Here is a 20,720-nt window from a genome sequence, read left to right as displayed (position 1 = left end):
GACTTTCAGGCCGCTTCCTGTTCGCGGCGCATGAGCTGCGACAGATAGGCTGGCGTGATCTGCAGGTAGGACGCCAGCACCTTCTGCGAAATCCGGCGTTCCAGGTTCGGATATTCTTCCCTGAAATTGGCCAGGCGCTCTTCGGCGCTCGACGCGGTGTGCGTGATGAAGCGGCGCGCCTGGCTGCACACGGCAAACTCCAGCAGCCGCGTCATATAGGCCGTCAGCACCGGGTGCTCGCCGCGTGCGGCACTCATCTGCTCCCAGTCGAAACGGAAGCCCTGTACCGAAGTCTCGGCCACGATGAAGGAGCGCGCCGGCTGCTCGCCGCGAAACTCCAGCAAGTCTTCATAGGCGTTCGCGATATGCCCTTCGGTGGCAAACCGCATCGTGACCTCGTTGCCGCCTTCGCTGACATAACCGACGCGGGCGACGCCGCCGGTCAGCCAGAACACATCGCGCGAGGCCTGGCCGACGCGTTGCAGCAGCTCGCCGCGGCGCACCGCGAACGGCACGGCCAGCGGCGCGATGCACTGGCTGGTTTCGTCAAACAGTTGTTCATCGACGGCGTAGCGCGCCATCATGTCGGCCTTGAAATTCTGCCGCAGTTTCAGGAAATGTTGGTTCATTGCGTCCCAGTATTCGTCTTTTGTTTTTGACTACATCTGGTCAGGCCAGATTTACTTCATTCTAAAAACAATGGGCGCAGGGTTCCGATCAACTATTTGAACTTTCGATAAAAATTTTCATAAGCCGTTAAATGAATGACAGCAGCCAGGCGCTTGACCAGGGTCTCCACCTGGCCGGGGTCGACCTGGCCATAGCCCAGCGCCAGTCCCTGCCAGTTGCATTGGCCGGCAACGGCGTGCACGCTGAGGGCGTTGGCGATCATCCCTTCCTGCTCCAGCGCACGGCGGCTGATCTGCGCGTCGGACAGGCGCGGGTCTTCCCAGCGCAGCGCGAGGTGCATGCCGGCCGACGCGCCCTGCACGCTGGCGATGCTGCCCAGGTGCTTGTCCAGCGCCGCCACCAGGGCGTCGCGCCGTTCGCGATACACGCGACGCATGCGGCGCAGGTGCAGGGCGAACTGGCCGCTGCGCAGGAATTCGGCCAGCGCAATCTGGTCGGCGGCACGGCCACGCGAGGCCGATTGCTGGCGCATGGTGGCCAGCGGCTGCACCAGCCAGGGCGGCACCACCAGGTAGCCGATGCGCAGACCGGGGAACATGGTCTTGCTGAAAGTGCCGCAGTACAGCACCGGGGCGTCGGGCTGCAGGCCCTGCATCGATGCCAGCGGCGGGCCGTCGTGACGGAATTCGCTGTCGTAATCGTCTTCGATGATCAGCGCCGCGCAGGAACGTGCGCCGTCGATCAGGGCCATGCGGCGCGCCAGCGATAACACGGTGCCGGTCGGGTACTGGTGCGAGGGCGTGGTGTAGATCAGGCGCGGCGGGCGCTGTATCCAGTCTTCGGGGCGCGGCGCGATCCCCTCGTCGTCGACGTCGATCGGTTCCAGTTTCAGGCTGGCGGCGCGGAAGGCCGCCATGGCGCCGCCATAGCCGGGGTTTTCCATCCACAGCGTTTCGCCGGCGTCGGCACAGGCGCGCCCGCACAGGTCCAGGCTGCTCTGGCTGCCGTCGGTGATGAATACCTGCGCCGCTTCGCAGATCACGCCGCGCGAGGCGCGCAGGTAGTCGGCGATGGCTTCGCGCAGCGCCGGTTCGCCGCACGGGTCGCCGTAGTTCAGTTTTTCGGTCGGCAGCGAACGCCAGGCGCGCTCCAGCAGGCGGCGCCACAGCCCGATCGGGAAGCTTGCCAGGTCGGGAACGCCAGGCACGAAAGGCGTGCCGCTGGCAGCCGATGCGCTGCTGTGGCGCAGGTTCTGCGCACGTTGCGACAAGCCCCGGTACGGCACGACCACGCTGGCCTCGCGCTGCCGCGCCGGTGCCACGGCGGCCACGATGGTACCGCTGCGGTCCGTCGTCACGTAGCCTTCGCTGGTGAGCTGCTCGTAGGCGTACAGCACGGTGTTGCGTGCCACCCCCAGTTCCAACGCCAGGGCGCGCGTGGCGACCAGGCGCGTGCCCGGTGCCAGCGTGCCGTCGCGGATAGCGGCGCGCAGGCATTCGTGCAGCAGGCGTTGGCGCGGCCAGCCATGGTGGCCGTGACTGGCGGTGAAGTTCGAGATCAGCAGCGAATAATCCAAGCGTGGCTCCATGGTTTTACATACCCCTGGACCTGTTGCAGGGGCCAGCAGGACATTATAGTCCGATGCCATGAATACAACACCTCCCCCATCCGACCGCACCCGCGTGCGACGTGGCGCCGTCAACGCCGCCTATGAACCTGAACTGGTGCGTGCCATCGTCGACGCCGCCTATATCTGCCATATCGCCTTCAGCGACGGGCAAGGCGCGCATTGCATCCCGACCGCCTGCTGGCGCGAGGGCGAGCACCTCTACATCCACGGCTCCAACGGCAGCCGCATGCTGAAGCAGCTGATGGCGCAGGATGCCTGCGTCACCATCACCCACCTGGACGGCCTGGTGCTGGCGCGTTCGGCCTTCAACCATACGATGAACTATCGCTCGGTAATGATCTACGGCCGCTTCGAGGCGGTGGACGAAATCGAACAGCGCCGCACGCTGGATGCTTTCATGGATCACCTGGCGCCTGGCCGCCGGTTCGAAGTGCGCGGCGGCAACGACAAGGAACATGCAGCCACCACGGTGCTGCGCATTTCCCTGGCCGAAGCGGCGTGCAAGGTGCGCAGCGGCGGGCCGAATGACGACGAGGAGGACATGGGCATCGCTGCCTGGGTGGGCGAGCTGCCATTCGTCCAGCTGCGCACTGCGCCGGTGGCCGATCCGGCGTGCGAAATTGCGGCACCGGACTATGTGCGCGAGTGGGCTAGCGCACCTTAAGCTTCAGCAGCCGTTTGTCCGGCGGCGGCCAGTCGAGCCCCATGCCGCGCAGGGTTTCCAGCAAGAGGCGGGCGACCGCCTCGTTGCGATACCGTTTTGAGTTCGCGGGGACGACGTACCAGGGCGCATGGTCGGCGTCGGTTTCCGCGATCGCGTCTTCGTAGGCCTTCTGGTAATTGTTCCAGAGCTCGCGCTGTTTCAGGTCTTCCGGGTCGAACTTCCAGTGCTTGTGCGGGTCGTCGACCCGTTCTTGCAGGCGCGCCTTCTGCTCGTTCTTCGAGATGTGCAGGAACAGCTTGACGATGGTGGTGCCGCTTTCCGCCAGCATGCGCTCGAAGTCGCGGATCTGGGCGTAGCGGCGCTTGCATTCCTGCGGCGTGATCATTCCGAGCACGCGCGTCACCAGCACGTCCTCGTAATGGCTGCGATTGAAAACTGCGATCTCGCCCGCTTTCGGCACCTCGCGGTGGATACGCCACAGGAAATCATGCGCCGCTTCGATCCCGGTCGGCGCCCGGAAACCGACGGCGCGCAAACCCATGGGATTGATCTTGCCGAACAGGTGGCGCACGGTGCCGTCCTTGCCGGAGGTGTCCTTGCCCTGCAACACGATCAGCAGCTTGCGTTGGCGCTCGGCGTACAGCATCTCCTGCAGGTCGGAGATGTCGTCCAGCATTTTATCCAGCAGCTCCCGATCGGGTTTGCTGTCCGCTTTCGCATCCTTGTCGCGCAGCCGGAAGCCCGGCTTGACCCTGAATTCGTCGATCGCTTTCATGCCAAGACATTAGCACAGCCGAGCACTCAACGGCGCTCGCGCCACCACAGTAGCAACACGCTGACGGCAAAGGCAAGGCCCAGCAACCAGCGCGGCACGGCGCTGGCCCACCGTTGCGGCTCGCCAGCGCGTGGCATCGCGCGGGCGGCAGCATCGGCTGCATTGGCCGCAAGCCCGGCGACCGGCTGGGCGCTGCGGCTGGCGTAGCGGGCCGTCGCATCATGGCGCAGCGCGGCCTGCCATGCCGGCCAGTCTTGTGCGCTGTACACGTAAACGGCATGCTCCGCCTCGCCGCTGCGTAGCGGCAGCCAGCCGCTGGCGCGCGGCCACAGCGCCACGCATGCGGCGTCTGCGCGCTCGCTGCGCGCCTGCCACCTTGCCTCTTCCTGGCCGACGCTGACCGCAGCGCCGCTTGCCACGCCTTGCGCGCATAGCTCGGTGCGCAAGCCGGCAAGCGGCATCGGTTCCGCGTCGACCCAGCGCACATTCTGTTCACTACCTAGTGCTGCCAGGTCCATGACTTGCTGCCACCATTGGCCGAGGGCCGCCGGCTCGTTGATGGCGTAGCGATGCCAGTCGCGAACGCCCAGCCACAAGATGCGGCCTTTCTGCCATTCGCGCTGCCACAGCCACGGCTTGCCGTCCTTGTCGCGCGCAATGGCCTGCCACGCGCCGCCGGACACGGGAACATGGGCGCCCGGAGCGAACGCCAGGGTGGCGCCTGCCAGGGCCAGGCGGCGCATATCCTCCTGCTCGGTGGTGGCCGATTGCGGCACCAGCTTCAATCCGAGTTCACGCTGCCACAGCGCGGCGTCGTCGGCATTGCCGCCCAGGACCAGCAGCGGCAGGCCTTGCCCGACCTGCGACAATGCCCCTCGCAAGCCGCCGCGTTCAAGCCAGGCGGCATCGGCCACCAGCGCATGAAGATGCGTCAGCGGCGCCCGCGCCTGCTCGCTGCGCACCAGCGATTTGCCCAGCGTGGTTTGCCAGTCGACGATGGCGTTCGAATCGGTCAACAACTGGTTCAGCACGCGCGTGTCGAAGGATGGCGCGCCAAAACGGCCTTGCACCTGCAGCGGCACAGCGTCAAGAACGCGCAGCGGCACCGGACCTTGCGCAATGGCCTTGCCGTCCTTGTCCAGCAGGCGCGCTTGCAGCACCATCGACTCCGCCATTGGCGGCTGCCATTGCACGCGCAAGGCGTCGGCCGCTGTTGCAGCGCGCGACTCGGATAGCACTTGGCCGTTTTCGGCCAGCAATTGCAGGCGCCAGCCGGCTTGCGGAGCGCCGCGCCGCACGCTCAGTGCGAAGTTGCGCCCCAGTGGCAACGTTCGCGGAAACTCCAGCCGCAGCAGGCCGTCCGTTTCTGGCTGCCATCGGATCGGCCGAACGGGAAGATCGCGCCATTGTGCCTCGTGCAGGCCCTGGCCCTGCACTTCCACCGCGACAGTGCGCGGCGCCGACGGCAGGCGTGCCAGCGCTGCCGCCAGGCGATCGTCGGGTGCCGTTGGCGATGCCGCGGCAGTTGCGAGCACGATGGGCTGGGCGTCGCCCGCGGGAGCCGCCGGTGCGGCGAGCAGGGTGGCCAACGATGCCCCTGCCGCCAGCGCCAGGGCCGCGTCTACCCAGCGCTTCTTGCGCATGTAGAGCATGGCGCTTGCCGTCCCGGCCAGCACGGCGCCGCCGTACAGCAGGTTGATATCCACGTTCACGATGCGCCCTTCCCTTGCAATACCTGGCCAAATTTCGTCTGGGCTTGCGGTCGCGCCTGAAGCGGCACTGCCGGCTGCCGCACTGTCGCGCGCAGCCAGGCACGCAACTGGGCGCGGCATGGCAGGCAACCGTCGGCCACGTCCTGCACCGAGGCCTGGGCGGACAGGCGCTGCTCGTCATCTGCGATGCGTGCCACGGCCTCGCGCGCTGTCCTGCTCCACAAGGCAGGCAGTGCGCCATCGCCGCCAAGGGCTTGCACCAGCGCCCGCACGTCGGCCGGGACCGGTTCATTGGCCGCGCCTTGCGCGCGGCGGTAACTGGCGGTACCGGCCAGCTCACCGCTCATCCGTTTTTCTTCCTTGATGGCTGGCGGCACGAAGGCTGTGCGGTGCAGGTAGACGCGTTCTGCCTGCTGCAGTTCCTTGATGGCGCCAAGTGCCTTGTATTCAGGCGGCAGGGCCGTCTTCGGCGCGATGGCACGAAGCTGTTTTTCGGCGTCCCACATGGCCCGCAAGGCGCGGCGCAGGACCTCCTTGGTGGCCGGGTCGAAAATGGTGGCGTTGCCTTCCTGGTCGTGGGCATGGCCGAACTGGGCTGCGATATTGCCGGTGCCAAAGCCGCCCTGCCCCTGGGTATCCGCGGCGCCGTGCTCATGGCCATCGCCTTCGGCATGCTCTTCATCGCCGAACAGGGAAGATTCCTCGCCGAGGAACTGGCCATAGCGCAGGCGCAGCTTTGCCTGGTCCCCTGCGATCTTTTCGCTGCGGGCACGCAGCTCTGCTGCGCCAATGCGCGGCGCGTCGGCGAGCAGTTGTTCGGTATCGATGATGATCTGGCGCTGGCTGCGCAGGTTCTCCGGTTTGACCAGCGACGGCAACGCTGCCGATTCCAGCGCCTCGCCCTGCTGGCCGGGCAGGCGCAATGTGTAGGTGGGCGATTGCGCGGTCTGCGGGACCGGCGCGTTATCGCTGGCGCGCACGAAGAAATACAGTTCGTCGCCGGGCTCCATGCCGAGCTCGTTCAGCATCCATTGCTTGTTCCAGCTGCGCTTGCGTGGATCGGCCGATGCCGGAAGCGGGGTTTCCTTGTCGGTAAAGCGGATGTTTTCGCCGCTGCCGCGTGCCAGGGTCATATGCAAGGTGGCCTTGGCGATCGAATAGTCGTCGCTGACGCTGACGTTGATTTGCGCGCTTTGCGCGTCGGGTTTAAGAACGGTGACCGGTTCAATCGGCACGGCGATGGCAACTTGCGGGGCCTGGTCGGGAGCCACCCGGATCGTGTAGCGCTGGCCGGCGTTGCGGCGGCTGCGCCAGAAGATGGAATCGCCGGCGCTCCATTCGGCGCACTTTCCCGCATCGGCCTGCAGGGTCTGGCCATCGCCAAGTTCGATGCTGGCGCCGGCGTTGACTGCGCACCAGCGCACTTTGCTGTGCTGTGGGATTTGCAGGTCGCGCGGAGCGCCTTCGCTGGCTTTCACGCCGGTGTATGACGGCGGCTCGGCATGCAGCCTGATGCCGGCGGCGGCAATGGCGGCCTGCGCTGCCGGGGCTGCGCTGCCGGGCGCCGCGAATTGCCGGCTATGCGCTGCGGCGTAGGCCCAGGCGCAGCCGGCGGCACCGACCGCCAACGCCAGTGGAACCGCGTTGAAGCGGGCTTTCCGGATCGCGATGCCGCGCAGGCGCTCTTCGCTGAGGGCCTGGTCGATACGGGCCAGCAGGCGGTTGCGCTGCAAGGCGCCGAGCGGTGTGCCGGGCGCGGCGGCCAGCATCGCGCTACTGTCTTCCAGCTCGGGAACCGCGTCGTTCAACCAGGATGGCAATTGATCATCGATTCGCTTGCGCCAGAGCGCAAAGTCGATTGCGGCCCAGAGCATGACAGCGGCGGCCAGCGCGAGAGGCACCGTGAGCGTGATCGGGCTGGCGCTGCCGAAGGCACCTGAGAGTATCGCCGCGGCCAGTGCGGCCGGGGCCAGCAACGGCAGAAGCCAGCTCGGACTGCGGCGGCGGATCAGGGCCTGCAGCATGCGCTGGCGCACGCCGCCCAGGAGGTCAGCGGCGGCGGGCATGGGCGAGCATCCTTTCAAGTGCGAACAGGGCCAGCAAGGCTAGTGCCAGCCAATCGGGTGAGCGGGCCGGCTCCGTGGCCAGCGGCTGCGCGCGCCCGGCCTTCAGCGTTTGCGCCGGCATCGGGTAGGGGGCCGCCTGCGAGGTCGCCGCCTGCCACCGCTCATAGAGGGCGCGCGCCGCATCGACGTCCCGCAGCGGCCATTGCGGGGCAGTCCAGGCGAGGCCCTGCGGGGTGCGCGATTGCCCGCTGGAGCCGGCGGTGCGCCACCAGAGCGGGGCTTTCCACGCGGCGGGGGGCGCAATGTCGGCGCGATCCCAGACTATCAGCTCTGTCGTGGCTGTCGGCGTGTCTGCGATCACGTAGCGGTTGGCGCCATCGGCTGCTGTGCTGAAGGCGGCGAACAGGGCTTGCCAGCCGGGCAGTCGCTCGGCCGGCGCGGAGACGACGATGTGCCGCTCGCGCGGCGGCGCCAGCGCCCCCGAGTCGGACGGATGCGCGGCCGAGGCGCCATTGGCGCTTGACGGTGCGAGGCGCAAGTCGGTGGCGTGGGCCAGGCGCGGGGGGAGCGCAGGCATGGGGGCGCGGGGGGCGAGGATGAGGAAGCGTGCCCCGGGGCGCCATTCGTGCTCGTTGCGGGCCAGCCAGTTCCACGGGTCGGCGGGCAGCGGCTCGCGGGCGGCGCCGTCCATGCCTGCCGAGCGCAGCTGCTGCGCAGCCCAAGGCGAATTTTCAAGCGACGCATCGATGAACACCGTATCGCCCTTCCACGGCAGGGCAAGCACCGCCAGCCATGCAATCAGCGCGGCCAGCAGCGCCATGCGCACCAGCAGAAGCAGCACGTCCGACCAGCGCAAGACGCGCTGCTGCTGCGGCGCGGCGGGGGGCAGGAAGCGTGCAGTAGCAAGCAGGTCGGTACGGGTGCGTTCGCGCTTTCGCATATGCCACCACAGCGGCAGCAGCAGCACCGGCAAGGCAAACCACCATAAGGGCTGCATGCTGGTCATGGCCTGCGCGCCTCTGGATTCCGCAACCAGGTGCGCAACACTTCGCCCAGCGGCTGCTCTATCCGCGCCTCGCACAAAGGCAGGTCATGCTGCCGGCAAGCGGTGCGCACGGCTGCAAAGTGTGTTTCAAGCGCTGCACGGTAAGCGTCACGGCCGGCGCGGATAAAGCTGTGCAGGCCGGCGCCCTCCTCCGGGTCCCGGTAGGCATGGCCGGTAGCGAAGTCCGCCTCAACTTCAGCTTCGGTGCGCAAGGCCAGCAGCCGCACGTCGTGGCGCATATGGCGCAGGCGCACCAGCGCTTCGCCCAAAGGAGAGGGCCAGTCCAGGGCGTCCGTTGCGGCAAACACCATGCCCTGCGAGCGCGCGAAATGCAGGCTTGCGCGCAGGATATCCGCATCCGGCAGTTCGCCCGATGGCGTAGCCCGCTGCAAGGCCGCCAGCACGCGCTGCAGATGGCGCGGCCCGCGCGACGCTTGCGTAAAGTCGACCTTGCCGCTGGAGATCACCAGCAGCCCGAAGGCGTCCCCCTGGCGCTGCGCGATCGCGGCCACGCACGCCAGCGCGGTGCGTGCGTACCAATGCTTGCTCAAGCCATCCACGCGCCGGCTTGGCTCCGCCATCGAGGCGGTGGCATCCAGCACCAGCCAGGTTGCGACGTGGCTGTCGCGCTCCGCTTCGCGCACGTAGTAGCGGTCGGCGCGCGCCAGCAGCTTCCAGTCGACACGGCGCCACTCGTCGCCGGGTGCGTACGCGCGGTATTCCGAGAATTCCACGCCGGCACCGCGTTCGCGGCCCGCGTGGATACCATGGCCCAGCCCCGCCAGCACATGGCGGATCACAAGCTCAAGGTCGGCGGAATGCGCCAGCAGCGCAGGTGTTTCCAGCATCGCTTATTCGGGTTTGATTGCGCCGCGCAGCGCGGCCAGGATATCGGCGATCGCGATGCCGTCCGCCTCCGCTTCGAAGTTACGCAGCACGCGGTGCGCCAGCACCGGCAGCAGCATGTGGCCGATGTCTTCCCGCGTCACCGCCAGGCGGCCCTGCATCAGTGCACGGGCCTTGGAGGCCAGCACCAGCGCCTGGCCAGCGCGCGGGCCGGCGCCCCAGCCGACATGCTTCCTCACCGCATCGACATTCGTTTCGCGTGGACGGGTGGCGCGTACCAGGCGCGTGGCGTAACGCAGCAAGTGCTCGCCGATCTCGATATCGCGCACCAGCGCCTGCAGGCGCAGCAAGGTCTCCACATCCATCACGGGCTCGGCATCCTTCAGGCCGGCGTGGGTGGTGGCGGAAACCATCGCGATCTCTTCGTCTTCCGTCGGATAGCCGACATCGATATGCAGCAGGAAGCGGTCCAGCTGCGCTTCCGGCAGCGGATAAGTGCCAGCCTGCTCGATCGGGTTCTGCGTCGCCAGCACGAAGAACGGGCGCGGCAGCTTGTGGGTCTGGCCGGCGAAGGTCACGCAACGCTCCTGCATCGCTTCCAGCAGCGCCGACTGCGTCTTCGGCGGCGCGCGGTTGATCTCGTCCGCCAGCAGCACTTGCGTGAAGACAGGGCCTTGCTGGAAGCGGAACTCACGCTTCCTGGTCGCGTGGTCTTCCTCCAGGATCTCGGTACCGACGATATCGGACGGCATCAGGTCCGGCGTAAACTGCACGCGGCGGAACTGCATGTCCGTGGCCTGCGCCAGCGACTTGACCAGCAGCGTCTTGCCCAGGCCCGGCACGCCTTCCACCAGCGCATGGCCGCCTGCCAGCAGGCAGATGACCAGCGAATCGATCACTTCTTCCTGGCCGATGATGACGCGGCCCATGCTCGCCTTCAGTGCCTTTACCCTGGCGTGCAATACGCCGATCTCGTTCTCGCTCCAGCCGCTTTCAGCCACGGTCATGCTCCCAACGCGTATTGAATGATGTTGACTGCGAAGCGCGTGTTGTCGATTGCCAGCCAGCGCTTGTTGCGGAAATCATAGTCCCACTCGCAGCCATAGTCCTTGTTGCTATACAAAAGCCTGATGCGGCCGCCGAGCTCCACGGCCTTCAGGTAGTCGTGCACCAGGTCGTCGCCCCAGCCATTCAGCTCCATTCCGGTGTTCGGCGGCCCGTCGAACTTGAAGAAGGCCGAGTACAAAGGATGGCTGTTGGGGATCTTGTGCAGTGCTTTCGGGCCGAAGATTTTCGCTACTTCCGCCTCGAACGATTTCGCAAACAGGCCGTCGATATCGTGGTTGCAGTCGTCCACAAAGACGAAGCCGCCGCCGCGCACATAGCGCTCGAAGTTCCTGCGCTCAGCCGCCGTGAACTGCACCAGCTTGTGGCCGGCCAGGTAGCAGAACGGCGCCTCCAGCATCTTCGGATCGGACAGCGCCACGATGCGTTCAACGGGATCAACTTTCAGGGTCGTGTATTCGACCAGCGAGTTGAGCACATTGCTCGGCATGCGGATATCGACATCCCAATCGCCCGACTCGTAAGTCAGGCGGGTGAAGTAGAAATCGTAGACGGGCATTCCTTAAACCGCGTCGGACAGCGACGTGAAGTTGAAGTCGCGCACCTTCATGGCCGGAATCATCAGCTTGCGCGCATCGGTGTCGCCGATCAGCACCGGACGGCCCAGTTCATCGATGTTGTTCAACATCGATACCGGGCTGTCGTTGAAGCGGAAGTTCTTAACCGGGTGCTTGATCTTGCCGTTCTCGATGTAGAAAGTGCCGTCGCGGGTCAGGCCGGTCAGCGCCACCGATTGCGGGTCGACCATGCGGATATACCAGGTCCGTGTCACCAGGATGCCCTTCTTGGTCGAGGCGATCAGTTCCTCGGTTGAACGGGAGCCCCCCGCCATGATGATATTGCCGGCTGGCGGGGTCGCCTCCTTGCGCTGCTTTTGCGCCCAGTAACGGTTGTAATCGAGCGAGGTGATGACGCCACCCTTGATCAGGTCGCGGCGGGCGCGCGCCTGCATCGAGGCCTGGTCCCAGGGCAGCACCGGCGCACTGGCATCCCACGGGTCGGTCCAGACATTCACCTGCTCGTCGAACAACTTGTCGCCCAGACGGTTGGCGCCGCCCTTCTTCGACAGGAAGCTGCGGCCTTCATCGGCAGAACGCGCATCGAAAGCGTTGAACATGAAGTTCAGCAGGTCGTTGGTGGCGGCAGGCTCCATCACCACCGTGTAGCGGCCCGGCTCCAGCGCCTTGGCATCCACGGAGCGCAAGGCCTTCTCGATCGCGATCTCGGAAGCCGCGCGCGGATCGAATGCCTTCGGATCGTAGGCAGCGCGATTGACCCAGCCCGAACCGCGGCCGTCGTTGGTGCGCGTGGTCACGGTGAAATTCAGGCCGCCCAGCTCCTGGAAGCCGAACACGCCGTTCGAATTGGCGATGCAGTCGAAGCCAATGCTGTCGTTGAAGAATCCAGCCGCCTGCAAACCGGCCTTCTTCGCCGCCTCGATGCTGGCGAACGCCACGTCGGCGCGATAATCGGGATTGAACGCCTCGGCATTGCGGCTGAAGGTATTGCTGGCCTTGAAGTCCTGCTTGCCCACGGCCGGCATGAATTCCGGATTCTCCGGCGCCAGGCGCGCGATCTCCTCGGCGCGGCGCACCGCAGCTTCCAGGGACTTGGCGTCGAACTGGTTGCAGGTGGCGGAACCTTGCTTCTTGCCGAATGCAACGCTGACCACCAGGGTCGTGTCCTCGATCTGGCCGGCGGTGGAAACGCTGTTGTTCGCGTAGCGCACATTGCCCTTGCGGCTGCCGTTCAGGTTGATGCGGCACTCGTCGGCCCTGGACATGGCCATCACTTTGTCGCAGATGCTTTTTGCTTCGTCTTTGCTCAGGAGTTTCATCTATCGCGTCCTTAGTCAATCTTGCGGGCAGTGTTGATCACATTGATGCCATTGAAGCGGGTGGTCGACGAGCCGTGCGAAACGGCGCTGACCTGGCTTGGCTGGCCTTTACCGTCGAAGAACGAGCCGCCCATGCGCCAGTCGCGCTGGTCGCAGGTGGCCGTGCAGGAGTTCCAGAACTCCTGGGTATTCGACTGGTACGCCACGTCGTTCAGCATCTGGCCGACCTTGCCGTCCTTGATCTCGTAGAACAGCTGGCCGCCGAACTGGAAGTTGTAGCGCTGCTGGTCGATGGAATAGGAACCGCGGCCCAGGATGTAGATGCCCTTCTTGACGTCCTTGACCATCTCGTCCACCGACAGCGGCTTCTTGCCCGCTTCCAGCGAGATATTCGGCATGCGCTGGAACTGCACGCTGCTCCAGGAGTCGGCATACGAGCAGCCATGCGACTCCTTCTCGCCGATGATGTGCGCCTGGTCGCGCGTGGCCTGGTAGTTCACCAGGATGCCGTTGCGGATCAGGTCCCACTTCTTCGACGCCACCCCTTCGTCGTCATAGGCCACATTGCCCAGCGATCCCGGCGTGGTCTTGTCGGCCACGATGTTGACGATGTCCGAGCCGTACTTGAAATTCCTGCTCTTCCATTTATCCAGCGTGGCGAAGGAAGTGCCGGCGTAGTTGGCCTCGTAGCCCAGCACGCGGTCCAGTTCCGTGGCATGGCCGACGTTCTCGTGGATGGTCAGGAACAGGTGTTCAGGACTCAGCACCAGGTCGTACTTGCCCGGCTCGACCGACCTGGCCGACAGCTTTTCGCGTGCCTGCTTGCCGGCCGCCCTGGCATCTTCGACGATGTCGTAGCCGCCGTTATACAACTGGGTGACGCCGCCTGCCGCACGCACCTTGTGCTCCGGCCTGGCGTCGAAGAATTCATAGCCCATGCCTGCCGGTGAAGACAGGCCATCGCGGGTACGGAATTTCCCGCTTGCCTTGTCCACCGCGGTGGCGGTGAACGGCGCCCACAGGCGGTGCACATCCTGGTCGATGTAGGAGCCGTCGGTCGAGGCAAAGTATTTCTGCTGGTTGACCTGGAACAGGTTGGCGGTCATGAAGGACGCGCCTGACTCCAGGCCGGCCTTGTTCGCGGCCAGCAGCATGTCGGCCTTTTCCTTGATCGGCACCTCGCGCCAGTCCTTCTTGAAAGGCGTCTGCCATGCCACTTCTCCTACGCCCTTGACCGGCGCCAGTTGCACCGGCGAGGTTTGCAATCGCGCGTTGGCGCGGGCGATGGCGACCGCCTGGCGCGCGGCGTCGGCTACGGCATCCACAGTCATGGCATTGGTAGCGGCGAAGCCATAGGCGCCGTTGGCGATCACGCGTACGCCGACGCCGGTCGATTCGGTGTTGACGATATTCTCGACGCGGGTGTCGCGGGTGGTGATGAACTGGTTCAGGTAGCGGCCGATGCGCACGTCGCAGTAGCTGGCGCCGGCCTTGGTGGCGGCGTTCAGGGCGGCGTCCGCCAGTTCTTTCTTGAACTTGCGGGCCATCGGGTTCATCAGGTCTTCAGCGGCGATGGCGTTGCCAAAGACGGGGACCAGCATGCTGCCGCCGGCGGCAGCGGCGACTTTCAGGAAGGATCTACGTTCCAATGTGTTGCTCCATTCTTAAAACCGGTAAAGCAGTGTCAGACCCGCAGGGTCCGACACTTTGCGACGCAGCGGTTCTAGACTGCGTCGGACAAAGAGGTGAAGTTGAAGTCGCGCACCTTCATGGCCGGGATCAGCAACTGGAACTGCGACTCGTCGCCGGCCAGCACTTCGGGACGCCCCAGTTCTTCAATGTTGTTCAGCATCGTCACCGGGCTTTCGTTGAAGCGGAAGTTCTTCACCGGGTGCTTGATCTTGCCGTTCTCGATGTAGAAGGTGCCATCGCGGGTCAGGCCGGTCAGCAGCACGGTTTGCGGGTCGACCATGCGGATGTACCAGGTGCGGGTGACCAGGATGCCCTTCTTGGTCGAAGCAATCAGCTCCTCGGTCGGCTTGGAACCGCCGGCCATGATGATATTGCCCGGTTGGCCGACAGCACGCTTGCCCTGCTTCTTGCCCCAGAACGGCGAATAATTCAGCGAAGCGATCTTGCCGTTCTTGATGATGTCCATGCGCTCGCGCGCCAGCAAGGTCTGGTTATCCCAGGGCAGCACAGGAATATCCTTGTCCCACGGGTCGGCCCACACATTCACCTGTTCGTCGAACAGCTTGTCGCCCATGCGGTTGCCGCCTCCCTTCTTGGCCAGGAAGCTGCGGCCTTCATCGGCCGAACGCGCGTCGAAACCGTTGAACATGAATGCCAGCAGGTCTGAGGTGGCGGCAGGCTCCAGGATCACGGTGTAGCGGCCCGGCTCCAGCGCCTTGGCTTGCGCCGATCGGATCGCCTTTTCCATTGCCACTTCGGCCGCTGCGCGCGGATCGAAGCGCGCCACGTCCTGCGCATCGCGGCGCACCCAGCCCGAACCGCGGCCGTCTTCGGTGCGCACGGTGCAGGTGAAGTCAATGCCGGTCTGCCACTGGTGGCCGAACACGCCGCGGGAATTGGCGACGGTCTCGAACGAGGACTGGTCGGTAAAGAAGCCCGCAGCCACCAAGCCTTTCTTCCTGCAGGCCTCAATGCTGTAAGCAGCTACCTGTGCACGATACTCGGGGTCGATCGCGTCGGTCGACTTGCTGAAGGTATTGGAAGCTTTGAACGCCTGCTTGTCCGGGGTAGGCATGAACTCCGGATTTTCCGGCGCCAGCCTGGCCAGTTCTTCGGCGCGCTGCACGGCTTTCGCCAGCGACTTGTCGTCGAACTCGTTGACGACGGCCGTGCCCTGCTTCTTGCCGAAAGCAACGGACACGGACAACTGGGTATTCTCCACCAGCCCGGCAGTCGACACGGCATTGCGCGCATAGCGGATATTGCCGGTACGGCTGCCGTTGATGGTAACGATGCACTCATCGGCTTTGCTCAGCGCCATGACCTTGTCGGAGATGCGCTTGGTCTCTTCCTGATTCAGGATCTTCATGGTTGTCCTTTACGCTCAGCCGATCTTGCGGGCAGTGTTGATCACATTGATGCCGTTGAAGCGGGTGGTCGAAGACCCGTGCGACACCGCGCTCACCTGCATCGGCTGGCCTTTGCCGTCAAAGAAGGAGCCGCCCATGCGCCAGTCGCGCTCATCGCACATGGCGGTGCAGGCATTCCAGAACTCCTGGGTGTTCGACTGGTAAGCCACGTCTTCCAGCATCTGGCCGATCTTGCCGTCCTTGATCTCGTAGAACATCTGGCCGCCGAACTGGAAATTGTAGCGCTGCTGGTCGATCGAGAAGGAACCGGCGCCCACGATGTAAATGCCCTTCTTCACGTCCTTCACCAGCTCGTCCGGGGTCAGCTTCTTCTTGCCGGCCTTGAGCGAAACGTTAGGCATGCGCTGGAATTGCACATTGCTCCAGGAGTCCGCGTAGGAGCAGCCGTGCGATTCCTGCTCGCCGATCACTGCCGCCTGGTCGCGCGTGGCTTGGTAGTTGACCAGGATGCCGTCCTTGATGATGTCCCACTTCTTGCACTTGACGCCTTCGTCGTCGTAGCCAACTGCGCCCAGCGAACCCTGGATGGTCTTGTCCGCTTCGATGTTGACCAGGTCGGAGCCGTACTTGAATTTCTTCGACTGCTGCTTGTCCAGCGTGGCGAAGGACGTGCCGGCGAAGTTGGCTTCGTAGCCCAGCACGCGATCGAGCTCGGTCGGGTGGCCGACGGATTCATGGATGGTCAGCCACATATGTTCCGGCGACAGTACGAGGTCGTACTTGCCCGGTTCGACTGACTTGGCGCTCAGCTTTTCCCTGGCCTGGCGGCCGGCGGCTTTCGCGTCCTCCACCAGGTCGTAGGAGCGGTTGTACAGCGTGGCGACGCCGCCGGCTGCCTTGATCTTGTCTTCCTTGCGGCCATCCAGGTATTCATAGCCCATGCCGACCGGAGTACCCAGGTCGGAGCGGCTGCGGAACTTGCCGGTCGCCTTGTCGACGGCGGTGGCAAAGAACGGCACCCACAGGCGGTGCAGGTCCTGGTCGATATAGGAACCGTCGGTGGAAGCGAAATACTTCTGCTGGTTGACCTGGAACAGCAAGGACTGGATGAAGGACGCGCCGGCTTCCAGCGCGCCCTTGTTGGCGGTGATCAGCAGGTCGGCCTTTTCCTTGATCGGCACCGTACGCCAATCCTTCCTGATTGGGGTCGCCCACGACACTTCGCCCACGCCCGGCGTCGGCGCCAGTTGCACGCCGGCGGCCTGCAGCTTGGCATTGGCCTTGGCAATGGCGACCGCCTGGCGCGCCGCGCCGGCTACCCCGTCCGGCGACATATCGCTGGTGGCGGCAAAGCCGTAGGCGCCGTTGGCGATCACGCGCACGCCGACGCCCGCCGACTCGGTATTGGTGACGTTCTCGATATTCAGGTCGCGGGTGGTGATGAACTGGTTCAGGTAGCGGCCGATGCGCACGTCGCAGTAGCTGGCGCCGGCCTGGGTGGCCGCGGTCAGCGCGGTATCTGCCAGCATCTTCTTGAACTTTACTTCCACGGGCTTGATCAGCTCGTCGGCCGCAATGGCGCGGCCAAAAGGCATCATCATGGCAGCCATTGCACCGCCGCTCATGTTGAGGAATGCACGTCGTTCCATAGTCTCTCCAGGGTTATCGTTATTACCTAAGACAGCTTGCAGGAGTCAAATCGTACGCAATTTTTATGCCATTGTGTAAAGCTTGTACAAAGCTGAAACATATCCGCTGAAAGTGTCCGGCGAGTGTCCGCACACCGTCCGCGCGGACACTTGACCAGCCGGCCAGCTTGCACGATCATCAAGTCCCGGGCGACCGGAGCCGCTGTGTCGCCTGCCCAACCCAAAAGGAGACTCCTGAATGAAACAGTACGTCCTGGCCGGCCTGCTGGCCGTCGGCTTCACCAGTTTTTCCGGCGTGGCCCTGGCCGATCCTGCCTTGAAAGCCGCCATTGCCAGCCCGACCCGCAACGCGGACAATGTGAAACGCGACCAGTTCCGCCACCCTTACGAGACCCTGACCTTCTTCGGCATCAAGCCGAACATGACGGTGGTTGAACTGTCGCCAGGCGGCGGCTGGTATACCGAAATCCTGGCGCCCTACCTGCGCGACCAGGGCAAGCTGATTACCGCCGGCTCCAGCCCGCAATCGGCGGATGAACGCGTGCGCAAGTCGGCCGAGCGCTTCCAGGAATTCCTGGCCCGGCAGCCGGGCCGCGACAAGGTGGTCGTGGGCGCCTTCGAGCCAGGCAATGGCGTGTACACCTACGCGCCGAAAGGCAGCGCCGACATGGTGCTCACCTTCCGCAACATCCACAACTGGATCGGCACCGGCGACGAGAACATGAAGAAGCTGATGGCCAGCATTTACGACACCCTGAAACCGGGCGGCATCTTCGGCGTGGAAGAGCACCGCCTGCCGGCTTCGATGCCCCAGGATGCCAAGGCCAGCACCGGCTATATGCACGAGGCCTACGTGATCAAGATGGCCGAGCAGGCCGGCTTCAAGCTGGTGGCCAAGTCCGAAATCAATGCCAACGCCAAGGACAACGCCAACCATGAAAACGGCGTGTGGGCGCTGCCGCCAACCCTGACCAACAAGGACAAGGACCGCGCCAAGTACGCCGCTATCGGCGAGAGCGACCGCATGACGCTGAAGTTCGTCAAGCCACAGTAATCAGTGCTGAAAAAGCTGCAATGCGCTGCCGCCGGCCTGCTGCTGGCGGCAGCATCCCTGGCCAACGCAGGCGGCGCGGCTAACGCGCCGTTGATGCGCTTTATCCTGCCGTCGGTTACGCCGGGTTCCGAAGTCCAGGTCACCTACTTCCACCTGCTGCTGCGCCTGGCGCTGGAAAAGACCGAAGGTCCGTTCTCCATCGAGTTCTATCCCCACGAGCTGACCAGCCCGCGCCGCGCGCTGGAAATCAAGCGCAACGGCGTGATCAACATCATGTGGGACGGCACCAACGAACAGCGCGAGCGCGACCTGCTGCCGATCCGCATATCGCTGGTGCGCGACCTGAACGATTACCGCGTCTTCATGATCCGCAAGGAAGATGAAGCCCGCTTTCGCGAGGTGCGCACGCTGGATGACCTGCGCAAGCTCACCGCGGGCGCTGGCCTCAACTGGCCTTCAGTGGACGTGCTGCGCCACAACGGCCTGCCGGTTGAAACAACAATCAGCTACAGTTCCCTGTTCCCGATGCTCAAAGCGAGGCGCTTCGACTACATGCCGCGCGGCGTGCACGAAGCCTGGGCGGAGGAACAGGTGTATGGCAAGGATGGATTGATGGTCGAGCCGACCATCTTCCTGCATTACCGCGTGCCGTTCTACTTCTTTGTCAGCAAGGACAACAAGGCGATGGCGGAAAGAGTGGAGAGGGGCCTGAAACGCGCACAAGCGGATGGCAGTTTCGATAAGCTGTTGAATAACTACCCGGCGTTCCGGCGCGCCCTGGGGGAAATCGCGGCGCGCAAGCGCAAGGTATTCGAGCTGGAACTTCCTAACGGGACTGCAGGCGGCTCATCAAGGTGACAAAACCATAGCCGGCAACGAATAGACCGGCCAGGACGACGGCAATTGAAACGATCAGGCTAGTCATTCATTCTCCCAGGTGCATGAACCAGTCGCTATTATGCTGCATACGCACATGAAAGAATCTCACACTTCGTTTCAATTTTGTCCGAATTTTGTCACTTCTTCACCGGAGTAAAGGACAAATCGGCAAAGTCGTAACTGAAATCGGTTTCTGAGGACACCGGCGCCATCTTCATCTGGTCGATCGAACCGTCCGGATTCAGCGCGAACGTGACGTAGGCGTCCGCGTTGAAATTGCGCTCCTTCCAGCGCACGATGAAGGTGTCGTGCTGGAAGTGCTCCAGCGTGCCGGTCAGATCCGGGGTACGGCTGAAGGACATCAGTTGCCGGCCGCCTTCCTGCTTGATGCTCACCGTGCCATACCAGGCATCCTTGTAGTCGCCGTTGTAGGAAGCGAGCGGCAGCGAAGGCCTGGAAGCCGTAGCGCGCGCCGCCGTCAACTTGCCCTGGCGCGCCAATTCCTCCTGATGCGTTTCCGCCTCATGCGCGGCATAGACCTTGATCCAGTCGGTCGGGGCCGCGCCCAGGTAGTTGTCCAGGATGCGCCACTGCAGCGCAGTCATGGCCGGGCCGTTCTCCGCATTGGTGAAGATGGCCACGCCCAGCTTCTCTTCCGGCACCATCACGATACGCGAATAGAAGCCCTGCAATGCGCCGCCGTGCATGGCGATCTTGCGGCCACGGTAGTCGCGCAGCTGGAAGCCCAGCCCATACGCCGCGAAATTGGGCTTGGTGGCTGCCAGCGCCGGTTTCGGTTCGCTGATCTTCATCGGCGTCTGCTGGGTCCACATCTCGCGGGCCTGCTTGGCGCTGAAAAGCTGCTTGCCGTTTTCCATCCTGCCTTCATTGAGCAGCACCTGCATCCACTTGGCGATGTCTTCCGCATTGGTCTGGATGCCGATGGCGCCAACCGCGTTCTGCACCGGCATCGGCTTGACCACGGCGGCCTTGCCATTGATCTTGCTGTGCGGGGCCGAGTAGTCGGGCGCCTTCAGCATCTCGTCGACATTGGTGGTGGTGCCATGCATGCCCAGCGGCGCCAGGATGCGCTCGTGCATCGCCTGCTCCCAGCTCTTGCCGGCCTTTTGCGCGATGATCTTGCCTGCCACGATGTACAGCAGGTTGTCGTAGGCGTAGTTGTTGCGGAAGCTGGTCGCCAGCTTCACATTGCGCAGGCGATCGATGATTTCATCGGTGCTGAAGGTGGTCGTTGGCCACCACAGCAGGTCGCCCGCGCCCAAACCGAGGCCGCTGCGATGCACCAGCAGGTCGCGCACGGTCATGGTATGCGTCACGTAGGCATCCGCCATCTGGAAGCTTGGCAGGTGCCTGGTGACGGGGTCGTCCCAGCCAAGCTGGCCATCGTCCACCAGCTGCGCCAGTCCTGCCGCGGTAAATGCTTTCGAATTGGAGGCGATTTCGAACAGGGTTTTGCCCGTCACCGGCGCCGGGTTGCCCAGCTTGCGCACGCCGAAACCTTTGGTGGCTAGCACCTTGCCGTCCTTGACGATGGCAATCGCCATGCCCGGCACATCGAAGGTTTTCAGCGCCAGGTTGACGTCGCGATCGAGGTCGAAAGCCGGCGCACTGGCGGCTGCTGCAGCGGCCGTTCCTTCAGGCGTGGCGCCGGCAGGGACACTGACGGCGGCGCCGGCAGCGAAAGCCAGCATGAGCAGGGTGGCGAATGGTTTCTTCAGCAGCATG

Annotated in this window: 17 protein-coding genes; 3 read left to right on the top strand and 14 right to left on the bottom strand. The window is 64.4% G+C overall.

The window, feature by feature from the left end; translation table 11 throughout:
- Window positions 1–5: 5 nt before the first annotated feature.
- The gene (locus tag ACWBU6_RS03850) at window positions 6–629 is read right to left on the bottom strand and encodes a Crp/Fnr family transcriptional regulator (RefSeq protein WP_452647549.1); all 624 of its coding nucleotides are present in this window, start codon (window positions 627–629) and stop codon (window positions 6–8) included.
- 92 nt (window positions 630–721) lie between these two features.
- Window positions 722–2,206 (bottom strand): MocR-like pyridoxine biosynthesis transcription factor PdxR, encoded by a 1,485-nt coding sequence (pdxR, locus tag ACWBU6_RS03845; RefSeq protein WP_452649523.1) that lies wholly within the window; start codon window positions 2,204–2,206, stop codon window positions 722–724.
- Between the two features lie 70 nt (window positions 2,207–2,276).
- Here pdxR and ACWBU6_RS03840 point away from each other — a divergent pair, with 70 nt between their 5' ends.
- Complete coding sequence (locus tag ACWBU6_RS03840; RefSeq protein ID WP_452647548.1) at window positions 2,277–2,924, top strand: pyridoxamine 5'-phosphate oxidase family protein; 648 nt, start codon at window positions 2,277–2,279, stop codon at window positions 2,922–2,924.
- Here the strand turns inward: ACWBU6_RS03840 and ACWBU6_RS03835 are convergent.
- From ACWBU6_RS03835 to ACWBU6_RS03785, 11 genes are all read right to left on the bottom strand, one after another.
- Complete coding sequence (locus ACWBU6_RS03835; RefSeq protein WP_452647547.1) at window positions 2,911–3,699, bottom strand: PPK2 family polyphosphate kinase; 789 nt, start codon at window positions 3,697–3,699, stop codon at window positions 2,911–2,913. The two genes, ACWBU6_RS03840 and ACWBU6_RS03835, sit on opposite strands and share 14 nt — an antisense overlap.
- Window positions 3,700–3,725: 26 nt before the next feature.
- Window positions 3,726–5,411: a hypothetical protein gene (locus ACWBU6_RS03830; RefSeq protein WP_452647546.1), complete on the bottom strand. Its 1,686-nt coding sequence runs from the start codon at window positions 5,409–5,411 to the stop codon at window positions 3,726–3,728.
- Window positions 5,408–7,477, bottom strand: a complete 2,070-nt coding sequence (locus ACWBU6_RS03825) for a hypothetical protein (protein WP_452647545.1) — start codon at window positions 7,475–7,477, stop codon at window positions 5,408–5,410. The genes ACWBU6_RS03830 and ACWBU6_RS03825 overlap by 4 nt, the downstream gene beginning before the upstream one ends.
- Window positions 7,461–8,483 carry a BatA domain-containing protein gene (locus ACWBU6_RS03820; RefSeq protein WP_452647544.1) on the bottom strand — a complete coding sequence of 341 codons (1,023 nt, stop codon included), beginning with the start codon at window positions 8,481–8,483 and terminating at the stop codon, window positions 7,461–7,463. The genes ACWBU6_RS03825 and ACWBU6_RS03820 overlap by 17 nt, the downstream gene beginning before the upstream one ends.
- Window positions 8,480–9,370, bottom strand: a complete 891-nt coding sequence (locus ACWBU6_RS03815; protein ID WP_452647543.1) for a DUF58 domain-containing protein — start codon at window positions 9,368–9,370, stop codon at window positions 8,480–8,482. The genes ACWBU6_RS03820 and ACWBU6_RS03815 overlap by 4 nt, the downstream gene beginning before the upstream one ends.
- A gap of 3 nt (window positions 9,371–9,373) precedes the next feature.
- The gene (locus ACWBU6_RS03810; protein ID WP_452647542.1) at window positions 9,374–10,375 is read right to left on the bottom strand and encodes an AAA family ATPase; all 1,002 of its coding nucleotides are present in this window, start codon (window positions 10,373–10,375) and stop codon (window positions 9,374–9,376) included.
- The gene (locus ACWBU6_RS03805) at window positions 10,372–10,992 is read right to left on the bottom strand and encodes a DUF4159 domain-containing protein (RefSeq protein WP_452647541.1); all 621 of its coding nucleotides are present in this window, start codon (window positions 10,990–10,992) and stop codon (window positions 10,372–10,374) included. The genes ACWBU6_RS03810 and ACWBU6_RS03805 overlap by 4 nt, the downstream gene beginning before the upstream one ends.
- 3 nt (window positions 10,993–10,995) lie before the next feature.
- The gene (locus tag ACWBU6_RS03800; protein WP_452647540.1) at window positions 10,996–12,330 is read right to left on the bottom strand and encodes a TldD/PmbA family protein; all 1,335 of its coding nucleotides are present in this window, start codon (window positions 12,328–12,330) and stop codon (window positions 10,996–10,998) included.
- 11 nt (window positions 12,331–12,341) lie between these two features.
- Window positions 12,342–13,979 carry a TldD/PmbA family protein gene (locus ACWBU6_RS03795; RefSeq protein WP_452647539.1) on the bottom strand — a complete coding sequence of 546 codons (1,638 nt, stop codon included), beginning with the start codon at window positions 13,977–13,979 and terminating at the stop codon, window positions 12,342–12,344.
- A gap of 74 nt (window positions 13,980–14,053) precedes the next feature.
- Entirely contained in the window at window positions 14,054–15,391 is a 1,338-nt protein-coding gene (locus tag ACWBU6_RS03790; protein WP_452647538.1) for a TldD/PmbA family protein, read from the bottom strand.
- A gap of 15 nt (window positions 15,392–15,406) precedes the next feature.
- Complete coding sequence (locus tag ACWBU6_RS03785; protein ID WP_452647537.1) at window positions 15,407–17,041, bottom strand: TldD/PmbA family protein; 1,635 nt, start codon at window positions 17,039–17,041, stop codon at window positions 15,407–15,409.
- A 238-nt stretch (window positions 17,042–17,279) separates the two neighbouring features.
- Between ACWBU6_RS03785 and ACWBU6_RS03780 the strand changes: the two genes are divergently transcribed.
- Window positions 17,280–18,095 carry a class I SAM-dependent methyltransferase gene (locus tag ACWBU6_RS03780; RefSeq protein WP_452647536.1) on the top strand — a complete coding sequence of 272 codons (816 nt, stop codon included), beginning with the start codon at window positions 17,280–17,282 and terminating at the stop codon, window positions 18,093–18,095.
- A 3-nt stretch (window positions 18,096–18,098) separates the two neighbouring features.
- Window positions 18,099–18,953, top strand: coding sequence for a substrate-binding periplasmic protein (locus ACWBU6_RS03775; RefSeq protein WP_452647535.1), 855 nt, complete (start codon window positions 18,099–18,101; stop codon window positions 18,951–18,953).
- A 158-nt stretch (window positions 18,954–19,111) separates the two neighbouring features.
- On the opposite strand, the gene ACWBU6_RS03770 is transcribed toward ACWBU6_RS03775, so the two are convergent.
- Window positions 19,112–20,719 carry a serine hydrolase gene (locus ACWBU6_RS03770; protein ID WP_452647534.1) on the bottom strand — a complete coding sequence of 536 codons (1,608 nt, stop codon included), beginning with the start codon at window positions 20,717–20,719 and terminating at the stop codon, window positions 19,112–19,114.
- Between the last annotated feature and the right edge of the window lies 1 nt (window position 20,720).

It is taken from the genome of Pseudoduganella sp. HUAS MS19 (genome assembly GCF_053615455.1).
The sequence above is the reverse complement of the archived record's forward strand: the minus strand, read 5'-3'. Positions and strand labels throughout refer to the sequence as shown.

What these genes read in the sequence shown, in the direction of transcription:
- ACWBU6_RS03810 (WP_452647542.1), bottom strand. Translation starts at nt 10,375, where the DNA reads ATGACCGTGGCTGAAAGCGGCTGGAGCGAGAACGAGATCGGCGTATTG.
- ACWBU6_RS03850 (WP_452647549.1), bottom strand. Translation starts at nt 629, where the DNA reads ATGAACCAACATTTCCTGAAACTGCGGCAGAATTTCAAGGCCGACATG.
- ACWBU6_RS03840 (WP_452647548.1), top strand. Translation starts at nt 2,277, where the DNA reads ATGAATACAACACCTCCCCCATCCGACCGCACCCGCGTGCGACGTGGC.
- ACWBU6_RS03835 (WP_452647547.1), bottom strand. Translation starts at nt 3,699, where the DNA reads ATGAAAGCGATCGACGAATTCAGGGTCAAGCCGGGCTTCCGGCTGCGC.
- ACWBU6_RS03820 (WP_452647544.1), bottom strand. Translation starts at nt 8,483, where the DNA reads ATGACCAGCATGCAGCCCTTATGGTGGTTTGCCTTGCCGGTGCTGCTG.
- ACWBU6_RS03825 (WP_452647545.1), bottom strand. Translation starts at nt 7,477, where the DNA reads ATGCCCGCCGCCGCTGACCTCCTGGGCGGCGTGCGCCAGCGCATGCTG.
- ACWBU6_RS03800 (WP_452647540.1), bottom strand. Translation starts at nt 12,330, where the DNA reads ATGAAACTCCTGAGCAAAGACGAAGCAAAAAGCATCTGCGACAAAGTG.
- ACWBU6_RS03780 (WP_452647536.1), top strand. Translation starts at nt 17,280, where the DNA reads ATGAAACAGTACGTCCTGGCCGGCCTGCTGGCCGTCGGCTTCACCAGT.
- ACWBU6_RS03805 (WP_452647541.1), bottom strand. Translation starts at nt 10,992, where the DNA reads ATGCCCGTCTACGATTTCTACTTCACCCGCCTGACTTACGAGTCGGGC.
- ACWBU6_RS03815 (WP_452647543.1), bottom strand. Translation starts at nt 9,370, where the DNA reads ATGCTGGAAACACCTGCGCTGCTGGCGCATTCCGCCGACCTTGAGCTT.
- ACWBU6_RS03770 (WP_452647534.1), bottom strand. Translation starts at nt 20,719, where the DNA reads ATGCTGCTGAAGAAACCATTCGCCACCCTGCTCATGCTGGCTTTCGCT.
- ACWBU6_RS03790 (WP_452647538.1), bottom strand. Translation starts at nt 15,391, where the DNA reads ATGAAGATCCTGAATCAGGAAGAGACCAAGCGCATCTCCGACAAGGTC.
- ACWBU6_RS03785 (WP_452647537.1), bottom strand. Translation starts at nt 17,041, where the DNA reads ATGGAACGACGTGCATTCCTCAACATGAGCGGCGGTGCAATGGCTGCC.